Origin of the sequence: Rhodococcus sp. NCIMB 12038, from assembly GCF_002165735.1 — a bacterium.
GTDB lineage: Bacteria > Actinomycetota > Actinomycetes > Mycobacteriales > Mycobacteriaceae > Rhodococcus_F.
On sequence record NZ_NHML01000033.1, the window covers coordinates 41,976 to 55,301 of the forward strand.

At 68.5% G+C, this 13,326-nt stretch carries 10 protein-coding genes; 8 read left to right on the top strand and 2 right to left on the bottom strand.

Annotated elements, in window-relative coordinates; genetic code table 11:
- Positions 1-3: 3 nt before the first annotated feature.
- Complete coding sequence (locus CA951_RS34800; RefSeq protein ID WP_087561202.1) at positions 4-735, top strand: 1-acyl-sn-glycerol-3-phosphate acyltransferase; 732 nt, start codon at positions 4-6, stop codon at positions 733-735.
- 44 nt (positions 736-779) lie between these two features.
- On the top strand, positions 780-1,601 hold the full coding sequence (locus CA951_RS34805; protein ID WP_072938619.1) for a Cof-type HAD-IIB family hydrolase: 822 nt from the start codon (positions 780-782) through the stop codon (positions 1,599-1,601).
- A 31-nt stretch (positions 1,602-1,632) separates the two neighbouring features.
- Here the strand turns inward: CA951_RS34805 and CA951_RS34810 are convergent, their stop codons facing one another.
- Positions 1,633-3,777 carry an N-acetylmuramoyl-L-alanine amidase gene (locus CA951_RS34810; protein WP_087561203.1) on the bottom strand — a complete coding sequence of 715 codons (2,145 nt, stop codon included), beginning with the start codon at positions 3,775-3,777 and terminating at the stop codon, positions 1,633-1,635.
- 236 nt (positions 3,778-4,013) lie between these two features.
- Here CA951_RS34810 and CA951_RS34815 point away from each other — a divergent pair, with 236 nt between their 5' ends.
- Positions 4,014-5,588, top strand: a complete 1,575-nt coding sequence (locus tag CA951_RS34815) for a SpoIID/LytB domain-containing protein (protein WP_087561204.1) — start codon at positions 4,014-4,016, stop codon at positions 5,586-5,588.
- A 10-nt stretch (positions 5,589-5,598) separates the two neighbouring features.
- On the opposite strand, the gene CA951_RS34820 is transcribed toward CA951_RS34815, so the two are convergent.
- Positions 5,599-6,723, bottom strand: coding sequence for a glycosyltransferase (locus CA951_RS34820; RefSeq protein ID WP_087561205.1), 1,125 nt, complete (start codon positions 6,721-6,723; stop codon positions 5,599-5,601).
- A gap of 147 nt (positions 6,724-6,870) precedes the next feature.
- On the opposite strand from CA951_RS34820, the gene glf reads away from it, so the two are divergent.
- From glf to zomB, 5 genes are read left to right on the top strand one after another with little or no spacing between them, the layout of a single operon-like run.
- Entirely contained in the window at positions 6,871-8,088 is a 1,218-nt protein-coding gene (glf, locus tag CA951_RS34825; protein WP_087561247.1) for a UDP-galactopyranose mutase, read from the top strand.
- Positions 8,085-10,001, top strand: coding sequence for a glycosyltransferase (locus CA951_RS34830; RefSeq protein WP_087561206.1), 1,917 nt, complete (start codon positions 8,085-8,087; stop codon positions 9,999-10,001). Before glf ends, CA951_RS34830 begins: the two co-directional genes overlap by 4 nt.
- A complete protein-coding gene (locus CA951_RS34835) occupies positions 9,982-10,500 on the top strand; it encodes a phosphatase PAP2 family protein (protein ID WP_087561207.1) in 519 nt (172 codons plus the stop codon). Before CA951_RS34830 ends, CA951_RS34835 begins: the two co-directional genes overlap by 20 nt.
- Positions 10,497-11,402 carry a decaprenyl-phosphate phosphoribosyltransferase gene (locus CA951_RS34840; RefSeq protein WP_072938605.1) on the top strand — a complete coding sequence of 302 codons (906 nt, stop codon included), beginning with the start codon at positions 10,497-10,499 and terminating at the stop codon, positions 11,400-11,402. Before CA951_RS34835 ends, CA951_RS34840 begins: the two co-directional genes overlap by 4 nt.
- A 1-nt stretch (position 11,403) precedes the next feature.
- Positions 11,404-13,323, top strand: a complete 1,920-nt coding sequence (zomB, locus tag CA951_RS34845; protein ID WP_087561208.1) for a flagellar motor control protein ZomB — start codon at positions 11,404-11,406, stop codon at positions 13,321-13,323.
- Positions 13,324-13,326: the final 3 nt, after the last annotated feature.

Sequence of the window (13,326 nt, forward strand, 5' to 3'; positions counted from 1 at the left end):
GCGGTGGAGCCTGTCTATACGGCCGTCGAGTCGACGGCCAAGGCGTTGTCCCTGTTCCAGGGGCTGCGGATGACCCGGGTCGGCCTGGACAACATCCCTGCCGAGGGCGGTGCGGTGCTCGCGGTCAATCACACCGGGTACCTGGACTTCGTCCAGTTGGCCCTGGCCGTCGGTGCGGTGGACCGCAAACTGCGGCTCATGGCCAAGGCCGAACTCGCGAACAACAGGGTGATGGCGTTCCTGATGCGCGGATGCGGCGTCATCCCGGTCGACCGGACCGCGGGCGCGGGCGCCTACCTCGCCGCGGTGGAGCGACTGCGCGAGGGCGAACTGGTGGGCGTGTACCCGGAGGCGACCATCAGCCGGAGCTTCGAGATCAAGGAACTGAAGTCGGGTGCGGCGCGCATGGCCCTCGACGCCGGGGTGCCGATCGTGCCCGTCATCGTGTGGGGCGCCCAGCGGATCGCCACGAAGGGCAGGCCGAAAAATCTTGGGCGGCATCGGTTCCCGGTAACCGTCGAGGTGGGACGGCCGATCGAGCCACGGGAACCGGCGGACGCCCTCACCGCGACCCTGCACACCGAGATGGACGCGATCCTGCGCCGGGTGCAGGACGGATTCGACCACCCGGCGGGCGCCGACTGGGTGCCCCGGCGCCTCGGCGGCAGTGCGCCCACCATCGAGGAGGCCGCCGAGATGGACCGCCGCGAGGCGGAGGAACGCCGGTCCCGGTAACGGCCGCCCGGCGGCGCCGCGGGCCCGGCAGGCAGAATGGCTGGGTGAGCCCAGACCGACCGAGCCTTGTAGCGTCCGATGTCGACGGCACCCTGATCGGGGAGGACGAGCGCATCAGCGCCCGCACCCGGGACGCCGTCGCGTCGGTCGTCGCGTCGGGGACACCCTTCGTGCTGGCCACCGGCAGGCCCCCGCGCTGGATCCATCCCGTGGTCGAGGGCCTCGGCTACGCGCCGCTCGCCGTCTGCGCCAACGGCGCCGTCATCTACGACAGCGACAGCGACCGCGTGCTCAGTGCCGCGACCCTCGACGTGGACACCCTCACCTGGCTGTCGGCGATCGCGCTCGACGTGCTGCCCGGCGCCGGTCTCGCGGCCGAGCGGGTCGGGGTCAGCGCCCACGACGCCGCGACACCGCAGTTCGTCAGTTCCCCCGGCTACCAGCACGCCTGGCTCAACCCCGACAACACCGAGATGTCCGAGAACGAGGTCGTCGCGGCCCCCGCGGTGAAGTTGCTGATTCGGGTGCCGGAAATGTCCAGTCAGGCGATGGTCGATGCGCTGGCGCCGCACATCGGGCGCCGCGCCGACGTCACGTTCTCCACCGACAACGGGCTGATCGAACTGTCGGCGGCGGGCATCACGAAGGCGTCGGGTCTCGCGCTGGTCGCGGAACGGCTCGGCGTGACGGCGTCGCAGATCGTGGCGTTCGGTGACATGCCCAACGACATTCCGATGCTGAACCTCGCGGGCCGCGGTGTCGCCGTCGAGAACGCGCACCCCGACGCCAAGGCCGCCGCCGACGAGGTGACGGCCACCAACTGGGACGACGGGGTCGCGAAAGTACTCGAGCGCTGGTGGTCCTGAGACCACCAGCGCCCGAGTGGGAGTAACCCGGTCAGCCGGCCGGAACCGGTGCCGGCTCGACGGGAGCAGGCGCGGGAGCCGGTTCGGGCGCAGGCGCCGGTGCCGGAGCGGGCTCGGCGGGAGCAGGCGGAACCTGTGCCGGGTCCGCGGGCGGTGCGACGGGAGCCGCGGCATCGACCCGGGCGCCGTTCTTGTAGGCCTCCGCGTAGGTGTCGTTGTACGTCTTCAACACCTTGGTGACGATGCCGGTGAGCTCGTTGAAGATCAGCGAGCCGTTCTCGAAGTCGGTGCGCAGACCGCCCGGGATCGTGTACTCGTCACTCGTCGGCAGGCCCAGTTCGCCGTTGTCGGCCCCGAGGTTCTGCCACGTCTTGAAGATCTGGCCGAGGACCGCCCACACACCGCCGTTGGGCGAGGTGAAGATGGCGCCGTTGGCGAACTCCGCGCCCGAGTTCCCGGCCTTGGCCTGCAGTAGCCCGGTGATGGCCTGGCCGAGCCTGCCGGTGTCGCCGCCTTCCGCGACCCACTTCTGGGCGACCGGCGACGGATCGGTGAGCCGCAGCAGTTCGGTGACCAGCGCGGGGATCCCGGCGCCGAGAGTGCCGCTGGCGTCCGTGCCCGGACCGCCGGACGGCGCCGGAGCCTGGCCCGAGGGTGCGTCCGAGGCCAGTGAGGCGTTGCCGCCGCTGAGGTTGGCAGCCGCGATCTGCCGGATCTCGTCCATGTGCGAGTACGCCGCGTCGCCCGGGCAGGACGTGTTGCCGACGTCGCGGTGCGCGAAGATCACCGGCAGGTCCACGGCCTCACCCTCCGCGTACGGGGTGAATTCGGTGCCCTCGGAGTACATCGTCGTTTCACCGAGCGGGTCGAGTCCGGCCTTGCCGAGCTTCCAGCCGAGGAACTTGCCGACGGCGTCGAGGGTGGCCTGCGGCGGATCCTCGGACGAGAAGTCGCCCATCATCGCGACACCGGTGGTGTTCTCGTTGAACCCGCCCGCGTGTGCGCCCTGGACGGGACGGTCGAGACCGCCTGCGCGGCCCTCGAAGATCTGGCCGTATTTGTCGACCAGCGCGTTGTAGCCGATGTCGCACCAGCCGAGCGTCTGCGCGTGGTACGCGTAGATGGCGCGGACGATCTCGGCTGATTCGGCCTTCGAGTAGTCGTTGGCGCCCGCGGTGTGGTGAACGGTGGCACCGCCGATGAAGTCGTCGTAGTCGGGGTCCTGGCAGCGGATGGACTCGTCCGCGCCCCACTGCTGGCGGCTGATGACCTTGGGACCGCCGCTGTCGAGCGGGCTCGCGATGTCGCTCAGGGTGGAGTCGCCGGGGCTGCTGCCCGGTTCGATGAGCACGGCGGTGACGTCGTCGGCGCCCGCCCGGGCAGGCTGCTGTCGCAGCGGCGTGTTGACGGCGGCGGGGATGTACCCGAGCGGCGCCGCCCCGTCAGCGGCGGGCGCCGGGGCGGGAGCGGGGGCTTCGGGTGCCGGTGCGGGAACCGCGCCCGGCGCGGGTGCGCCCGCCTGCGCGGGTGCGGAGGTGGGGGTCAGGATCTGGATCGCCTTCGTCAGCCCGACGTAGACGGGTTCGGTGGCGACCTTGCCGTCCGACGCCGTCTTGTCGGTGCGGCGGGTGTCGATCATGTCGGGGGAGACCCACTGTCCCCACGTTCCGTCGGCCTGCAGCGCACGGACCTTCGACTCCGCGGACGCGAGAGTTTCGGACGTGAGCGCCACCATGCTGAACGGGGTGTCGCGGGACAGTTCCTTGACGATCGCGCCGGGCTGCTGGTCGGCCGGGGGCAGGATCGCGGGGTCGGACACGTCGCCCGGGGCGGGGATTTTCAGCGGGATCTGCAGGCTGGGGATCTGGATTCCGCCGGGGAGTTGCACGTTGCTGGGGATGTGGAGGTACGGCGGGATCTTCAGGTTCCGGAGGTCGCCGATGTTGACGTCCGGCAGGTTCAGCCCGGTCAGTTCCTTCAGCGGAATCACGATGTCCGGGATCTGCGACAGCACTACCTGCGCGATCTCGGTGGACACGGCGGAGTTGGAGGTTTCGTTCGTGGATCGGACGTCCGAGGGTGCGCTACTGATGCCGTAGACCGCAACGGGACTTGCGACAGCCAGCGCGGCGACAGCCCCGAGGACGATCGAGGGCTTCGGTCGACGGTGCGGCAAGGGGGACTCTCCTCAGTTGTAGTTTCCTGCGAGCGACCTCGCGTGTCTGCAACTCGTGATGCTTGTGTGACAGGAGAGACTGTTGTTGCTAACTCCAATCACTCTTGCCACACTAGTCACACAGGTCCATAACGCTCAACCTTACATTGAGACTTTATCCCGAATTTCTCGGACCCGCTGAGACGAGGTGCACGCTCCGTCTCAGCGCTCGTTGTTCAGCGATGAGGAGTGCAGTGATGGCGAAGACCGAATTCGGGGTTCGTGCAGGTAGACCTGCCTGGACTCGCAGGAGGCGGTACATCGCGGGACCTCCCGCCCCGCGCGGGTTCAGGGCCAAGCTTCTGCGCGCGTCGGCACTCGGCATCGCACCCGTCCTCGTCGTCGGCGCCGTCACCGGCGTGGTCCTGCAGGTGCGCTCCTCCGGGCAGGACGTCCGGGAAACCGTCGCCTCCGACACGCCCTTCACGCTGTCCGGGCACGGCAACGGCCACGGTCGCGGGATGGGCCAGTGGGGCGCCTACGGATACGCGAAGGATCAGGGGTGGGCGGCCGAGCGCATCCTCGGCCACTACTACGGCGGCACCACGCTCGGCACCCTCGCCGACGCGCAGATCAGCGTCCGGCTGCAGGCGCGCGACGACCAGCCGCTCGACGTCTACTCCGACGCCGGCGCGGTCGTCGCAGGCAAGCCCGTCGGACCGGGCGAGGCCGTCCACCTGACCCCGACCGCGGACGGCGGCGCCAACGTCGTCGTCACCCGCGGATGTGCCGGCGACGTCCTGTGGCAGGACGCCACCGACCACCCGTGGGTCGACCCGATCGACCTCGCCCCCGACCGTCCCGCGAACGAACACCTCAAGCTGTGCGCCGGTGACACCCCCTACCGCGGCGCCCTCGGGGTCGCGCTCGACGGCGCCGCCGTGCGCACCGTCAACGTCGTCGACATGGACGACTACCTGCTGGGTGTGGTGCCCGCCGAGGCGAAGGCCGGCTGGGCCGACACCGGTGGGGCCGAGGCGCTTCGGGCGCAGGCCGTCGCGGCCCGCTCCTACGCCGCCGCCGAGAACCGGGAAGAGTACGCGAAGACCTGCGACACCCAGAGCTGCCAGGTCTACGGCGGTTCCGCGAAGGAGGACCCGCGGACCACGGACGCCGTCCGCTCCACCAAGGGCATGATCCTGACCAAGGACAACCAGCCCGTCGCTGCCGAATTCTCCTCGTCCACAGGCGGATACACCGCGGGTGGCGAGTTCCCGGCCGTCGAGGACCAGGGCGACACGGTGTCACCGAACCACGACTGGGTGGTGACCCTCACCGCGGGCGACATCGCGTCCGCGTTCAACGTCGGCGAACTCGAATCGTTCGAGGTGGTCACGCGCAACAACTTCGGGGTCGACGGCGGACGCGTCACCGGTGTGAAGGTGGTCGGAACGTCGGGGACCGCCGAGGCGACCGGCGCCGAGGCGAGGGCGAAGCTGAAGCTCAAGTCCGACTGGTTCACGCTCGGTGACGGACTCGCGGTGCCGGCGCCGCCTGCCGTCCCCGGCGAACCCGATCCGTCCATCCTCGCCTCCGCGGGCGAGGACACCGTCGGCACCACCGAGGGTTCGCCGATCGCCGAGAAGTACAAGGAACTCGGCGGCGTCAACAGCACACTCGGCGCGCCGATCGGTCCCGAGATGATGCTGCCGTCGGAGGCGGGCAAGTTCCGGATGTTCACCAACGGAACCATCATCTGGACGAAGAAACTGGGAGCGCAGGTGATCGACGCCAGCGTGCTCCGCGAGTGGCTCCCGACCGGCGGCAGCTAGGCCGAACACGCTAGACCGAAGACAGAGGAGCGGACCCCTCGAGCACGGCGAGCATCCCGTCGACGGACTCGGCCCAGCCGAAGTCCTCGGCCCGCCGCCGGGCCGACGCCCGGCGGGTGCGCGAGGGAATCTCGAGGATGCCGCTCACGGCTTCGGCGAACGCCGGGCCCCGGTCCCGGGCCAGGGCGCCGCAGCCGGGTGTGATGATCTCGGCGAGAGCCGACGACTGTGACGCGACCACCGGGGTGCCCGCCGCCAGCGACTCGAGCGCCGACAGGCAGAACGTCTCGTGCGGTCCGGGCGCCAGCGACACGTCCGCCGACGCGAACAGCGACGCTAGGCGGCCCTTGTCGCTGATGAACCCGGTGAAGTGCACGGGGAGCCCCCGGGCCCGGTACTGCAGCGCGTCGCGCCGGGGGCCGTCGCCTGCGATGACGAGCCGGGCGTCGTGCCCCTGCCGCCGCAACAGCCGGACGGCGTCGATGCTCCGCTCCACCTGCTTCTCCACCGACAACCGGCCGCAGTGCAGAAGGAAACGCTGCGCCGGATCGGCGAAGGAGTCGCGCATCACCTGGTCGTGTTTGCCGGGGTGGAACATCGCGAGGTCGACACCGAGCGGGACCCGGTGCAGGTTGGGGGCCCCGATCCGGGTGAACTCCTCGCTCGCGAAGTCCGTCGTGCAGACGACGGCGTCGTAGTTGCGCGCCATCCGGCGGTTCGCGACGTCGGCCCAGCCGCGGGCCACGCGCCGCGGAGCGAACTGGCCGAGCAACCGGTCGAGGCGCTCGTGTGACACGACGACACTGCGTACTCCGCGGGCCCGGGCCCAGGCCCCGAAACCGCGCAGCGTCAGCCGGTCGGACACCTCCAGGACGTCCGGTCCGAGACCGGTGACGACGTCGGCCACCCGGTGCGGATCGACGACGCGATAACCGCCGGTCCACGGGATGGTCGGGGCGGACCGGGTGATCCGCAGGACCCCGCTCGGCAGCAGCTCCTCACAGTCCCGCTGACCTGGGACGACGAGGATCACCTCGTGTCCGCGTTCGACGTACCCCTGACCCCAGTTGTGGAGGGCGGTGCGGAGTCCACCCGACCGCGGTCCGTAGAAGTTCGCCAGCTGGACGATGCGCACCCGCTCATGAAGCGCGATCGCCGCGTCGGCGGGAACAACGAGGTCTGCAGAACCGGTGAATACAGGGAGAACTCCTCGTGCGTGCCGAAGGGGTCCCTGCACCCCTTGGCCGCGCACAGGTCGCGGAGTCGCTTACCCTGGTTCATCGTGACCGCTGCAACCCCAGAGACAACCGCCCCTGGCCGGTACGACCTCATTGTCGTCGGCTCCGGATTTTTCGGACTGACCGTCGCCGAGCGTGCAGCAACACAGCTGGGTAAGCGTGTGCTGGTGCTCGACCGCCGTCATCACCTGGGCGGAAACGCCTATTCGGAGGCCGAGCCCGAGACCGGCATCGAGATCCACAAGTACGGAGCGCACCTGTTCCACACCTCGAACAAGAGGGTGTGGGACTACGTCACCCAGTTCACCGAATTCACGAACTACCAGCACCGGGTGTTCGCGCTGCACAAGGGGCAGGCGTACCAGTTCCCGATGGGGCTGGGTCTGGTGTCGCAGTTCTTCGGGCGCTACTTCACCCCGGACGAGGCGCGGAAGCTGATCGCCGAACAGTCCTCCGAGATCGACTCCAAGGAGGCGTCGAACCTGGAGGAGAAGGCGATCTCCCTGATCGGCCGCCCGCTGTACGAGGCGTTCGTGCGCGACTACACCGCCAAGCAGTGGCAGACGGACCCGAAGAATCTGCCCGCGGGCAACATCACCCGCCTGCCGGTGCGGTACACGTTCGACAACCGCTACTTCAACGACACGTACGAGGGCCTGCCCGTCGACGGCTACACCGCGTGGCTCGAGAACATGGCGAAGGACCCGAAGATCGAGGTCCGGCTCGAGACCGACTGGTTCGACGTCCGCGACGACCTGCGCGCCGAGAGCCCGGACGCCCCCGTCGTCTACACGGGCCCCCTCGACCGCTACTTCGACTACTCCGAGGGCGAGCTGGGCTGGCGCACCCTCGACTTCGAGACCGAGGTGCTCGAGACCGGTGACTTCCAGGGAACGCCGGTCATGAACTACAACGACGCCGACGTGCCCTTCACCCGGATCCACGAGTTCCGCCACTTCCACCCGGAGCGGGACTACCCGAAGGACAAGACGGTCATCATGCGGGAGTTCTCCCGGTTCGCGGAGAGCAAGGACGAGCCGTACTACCCGATCAACACCCCGGACGACCGCGCGATGCTCGCCGCCTACCGCGACCGCGCGAAGGAGGAGATGTCCGCGAACAGGGTCCTGTTCGGCGGCCGTCTCGGCACCTACCAGTACCTGGACATGCACATGGCGATCGCCAGCGCGCTGTCGATGTTCGACAACTCCCTGCGTCCGCACTTCGAATCCGGTGCGGACCTCGTGGGGGAGGCCGAATGAGCGCCCGGCATCTGCTCGAATCGGAGAAGGTCACCGAGGACGCGCCGCTTCTCGGCAAGTCGCTGCTGCAGCGGGTGATCCTGCCGCGCGCCGGTGAGCCGCTGGACGTGCGCACCCTCTACCTGGAGGAGGCGAAGACCAACAGCCGCCGCGCGCATTCGCTGTCGCGGACGTCGCTGTCGGTCGGTGCCGAGTCCGAGGCGTCGTTCTGTACCTACTTCAACGCGTTCCCGGCCAGCTACTGGCGCCGGTGGAGCACGCTGAACTCCGTGGTGCTGCGGCTCGAGCTGTCGGGGCACTGCCGCATCGACGTGTACCGGTCGAAGGCCGACTCGTCGCGCATCCACGTCGAGGGGCGCGAGTTCCAGGATGGCGACGCCTCCCTCGAGTTCGAGATCGAGTTGGCGCCGTTCGAGGACGGCGGCTGGATCTGGTTCGACATCACCAGCGACACCGAGGTCGTGCTGGAGAGCGCCGGCTGGTACGCGCCGGTCGACGCCCCCGGTGAGGCCACCGTCGCCGTCGGCATCCCCACGTTCAACCGGCCCACCGACTGCGTCAAGGCGCTGACGGCGCTGGCGTCCGACGAGCTCGTCATGGACGTCGTCAAGGCCGTCATCATCCCGGACCAGGGCACTCGCAAGGTCAAGGACGAGCCGGGCTTCACGGAGGCCGCGGAGGCGCTCGGCGACCGGCTGGCGATGCACGACCAGGCGAACCTCGGCGGGTCCGGCGGCTACAGCCGCATCATGTACGAGGCGCTGAAGACCACCGACTGCCAGCACATCCTGTTCATGGACGACGACATCGAGATCGAGCCCGACTCGATCCTCCGCGCGCTCGCCATGTCCCGGTTCGCGAAGTCGCCGATGCTCGTCGGCGGGCAGATGCTGAACCTCCAGGAGCGCAGCCACCTGCACTCGATGGGCGAGGTCGTCGACCGCAGCATCTTCATGTGGACGGCCGCCCCGAACGTCGAGTACGACCACGACTTCTCCCGCTACCCGCTGAGCGACCGCGAGAACTCCCGCCTGCTGCACCGCCGCATCGATGTCGACTACAACGGCTGGTGGATGTGCATGATCCCGCGGCAGGCCGCGGAGGAACTGGGTCAGCCGCTGCCGCTGTTCATCAAATGGGACGACGCGGAGTACGGCCTGCGCGCCCGCGCCGCCGGCTACCCGACCGTCACCATGCCCGGTGCCGCGATCTGGCACATGGCGTGGAGCGACAAGGACGACGCCATCGACTGGCAGGCGTACTTCCACTTGCGGAACCGTCTCGTCGTCGCGTCGCTGCACATGCCCGGCAACGGCCGCGGCCTCGTGATCAATACGGTCAAGGCCACGATCAAGCACCTGCTGTGCCTCGAATACTCGACGGTCGCGATTCAGAACCAGGCCATCGCCGACTTCCTGCAGGGCCCCGAGCACATCTTCGAACTGCTTCCCACCGCGCTCGGCAACGTCCACGCGATGCGCAAGGAGTACCCGGACGCCGTGGTCGTGCCGTCGTCGACGGACTTGCCGCTGCCCTCGGGTGCCGAGGTCGGCGCCGTCGGTGAGCCCCGCAACCCGCTCGCGAAGATCGTGCGACTCGGCAAGGGCCTCGTCCACAACGTCAAGCCGGCCCACGAGGAACACCACGAGCGTCCCCAGCTCAACGTGCCCACCCTCGACGCGCGGTGGTTCCTGCTGTCCCAGGTGGACGGTGTCACCGTCACCACCGCGGACGGCCGTGGAGTCGTCTACCGCAAGCGCAACCCCAAGCTTGCGCTCGCGCTGCTGAAGGAAGCGATCCGGCTGCGCCGCGAACTGGCCCAGCGATTCCCCGAACTCAAGCGCGAGTACCAGGACGCCGTTCCTGCCCTGACCAGTAAGGAGAGGTGGGAACGTGTCTTCGGCATCCAGTGAGATCCAGATCCTGCAGACCGTCCAGTCGACGATCGCGAGCCGTCCCGGCGTCGTCTCGACCGCACGGGGAATGTCGCACTTCGGTGAGCACGCCCTCGGGTGGGTGGCCGTCGCCGGCATCGGCGCGGCGCTCGACAAGCCCCGTCGCCGGCAGTGGGCGGGCGTCGCAGTGGGTGCTGTCGGCGCCCACGCCGCCTCGATCGTGATCAAACGCATCGTCCGCCGCCCGCGGCCGACCGACCCGTCGATCCAGGTCAACGTGTCGACGCCCAGCAAATTGAGCTTCCCGTCTTCGCATGCGACATCCACCACAGCGGCTGCCGTGCTGCTCGGCCGACTCACCGGGCTACCCTTGCCTGCGTTGTTGGTACCGCCGATGCTGCTTTCCCGGCTCGTTCTGGGAGTGCACTACCCGACCGATGTGCTCGCCGGATCTGCCCTGGGGGCCGCCTCCGCGGTCGCGGTGCTGAAGGCCGAGCAGAAGTTTGGAGAAAAATGAGCGAGGAACCGGCTGTCGTCACCGGACCCCCGACATCCCTGGCGGCTGGCATCGTCAAGGCCGTCCGCCCGCGTCAGTGGGTCAAGAACGTCCTGGTCCTCGCAGCTCCCGTCGCCGCGGGCACGGCGACGGAATCCGCCGTCCTGCTTCCCGTCGCGCTCGCCTTCGTGGTGTTCTGCATGGCAGCGTCCGGCATCTACCTCGTCAACGACGCGATGGACGTCGAAGCGGACCGCGCGCACCCCACCAAGCGATTCCGCCCCATCGCGGCCGGTGTGCTGCCCGTCAACCTGGCGTTCGCGATGGCCGTCGTGCTGCTGGGCGGTTCGATCGCCCTGTCGTTCCTCGCGAACTGGCAGCTCGCGGTCGTGATGGCCGTCTACATCGGCATTCAGCTGGCGTACTGCTTCGGCCTCAAACACCAGGCCGTCCTCGACATCTGCATCGTCTCGTCCGGGTTCCTGCTGCGCGCCATCGCCGGCGGTGTGGCCGCTGAGATCGCGCTGTCGCAGTGGTTCCTGCTCGTCATGGCATTCGGTTCGCTGTTCATGGCGGCCGGTAAGCGGTACGCCGAACTGCAGCTCGCCGAGCGCACCGGCGCGAAGATCCGCAAGTCCCTCGAGAACTACACCACCACGTACCTGCGGTTCGTCTGGACGCTGAGCGCCACCGCGGTCGTGCTCTGCTACGGACTGTGGGCGTTCCAGCAGGACGACCTGAAGGGCACCAACTGGTACGCCATCTCCATGGTGCCGTTCACGATCGCGATCCTGCGTTATGCCGTGGACGTCGACGGCGGCGAGGCGGGGGAGCCCGAGGAGATCGCGCTGGGCGACCGCGTGCTCCAACTTCTCGCGATTGCCTGGATCGGAGTGGTGGGTGTCGCTGTCTACCTCGTCTGACTTGGTAGGCGACGCCGAGGAATCGGGCGCCGCCGCGGAGCGGACCACCGAACGCCACCGGAAGGCCATCCTCTCGAGGGTGGTCTTCCTCGGGGGTGTGGCCATCTCGGCTCTCCTGATGTTCTGGGGTGCCTGGGAACGGCGATGGATTGCCGACGACGGTCTGATCGTGCTGCGCACGGTCCGGAACCTGCTCGCGGGCAACGGTCCGGTCTTCAACTCGGGCGAGCGGGTCGAGGCCAACACCAGTACCGCGTGGACGTACATCGTCTACGCGTTCAGCTGGCTGTCCCAGGCCCGGCTCGAATACGTGGTTCTGACGATCGCGCTGATTCTGTCCACGGCGGCGATCGTGCTCGCCATGTTCGGCACCGCGCGGCTGTACCGCGGTGGATCCTTCGCCGGCGGCGGCACGCTGTTCCTGATGCCCGCCGGTGTGCTCGTCTACATCGCGGTGCCCCCGGCCCGCGACTTCGCGACGTCGGGCCTCGAAAGCTGCCTCGTCATCTTCTGGATCGCGTTGCTCTGGCTGCTGCTGGTCCGGTGGAGCCAGGCGGCCACCCCGTCCACCACCTCGGTGCTGACGCTTGCGTTCATCGCAGGCATGGGCCCGCTCGTGCGCCCCGAACTGGCGATCCTGGGTGTGCTGTCGCTGGCCATGATTTTCCTGGCGCCCGGCCTCACATGGGTGGTGCGGGTGGCGATGGTGTTCGTCGCCGGCATCGTCCCGGTGGGCTACCAGATCTGGCGGATGGGCTACTACGCCCTCCCGTACCCCAACACCGCGGTGTCGAAGGACGCGGGCGGCGCGAAGTGGTCGCAGGGTTTCGCCTACCTGTGGAACCTGCTCGGCCCGTACCTGCTGTGGCTGCCGCTGGTCTTCCTGTTCGCCGGCGCCGTGATCGCCTGGCGCGGCCGGGACAAGGACATCGAGCATGGTGTTCGTCACACCGAGGGGAATCGGCTGACGCGCCTGCGCGGATGGCTGCGCACGCAGAATGCCGTCGTCGTCTTCGTCCTCGCGAGCGGCCTGATCCTCGGTCTGTACTCGTTGCGCGTCGGTGGCGACTTCATGCACGGCCGCGTCCTTCTGCCCGTTCTGTTCTGTTTCATCGTGCCCGTCGCGGTAATTCCGGTGCGAATTCCGGACCGCGCATCATGGGGCCGTAACAGGGAATCGTCGATTTTCCTGGCAATGGCTTTCCTGTGGGTCGGCACGGTCGTGTGGGCGTTTTTCGCCTCGAACACGACGGGAATGCCGGAAGGTGTCGTAATCGGACGTTCCGGAATTGTCGACGAACGCGCGTTCTACGTTCTCAACACCGGTCATGCGCACCCGATTCGCGCGGACGACTACCTGGACTACCCGCGGATGCGCGCCATGGTCCAGACCATCGCGGACACCCCCGACGGCGGCTTGCTGATCCCGTCCGCCGACTACACGTACTGGTTCGTCGTCCCACCGCCCCTTCCGATCCCGGAGGACGGCGCAGGCCACACCGTGTACTTCCTGAACCTCGGCATGACGAGCATGAACGTCGGCCTCGACGTGCGGGTGCTGGACCAGATGGGTCTGGCGTACCCGCTTGCGGCGCACACCGAGCGGCTGGACGACGGCCGTATCGGGCACGACAAAGCCCTCTACCCCGACTGGGTCGTGGTGGACACCGGAATGATCGACAAGCACCCCTGGATGCCCGGATTCCTCGACGAGGAATGGGTGACGGAGGCGCGGGTCGCGCTCACCTGTCCGGAGACGCAGGACCTGCTGACGTCGTACCGCTCGGAACTGACGTGGCCGCGTTTCAAACAGAATTTCAAGGATGCGCTGCATTTCGCGAGTTATCGAATCGAGCGCGTTCCCGCATATGAAATTCAGCGGTGCAATCTCGAGCCGCCGTTCCCGGAACCGGCCAAATAGGGC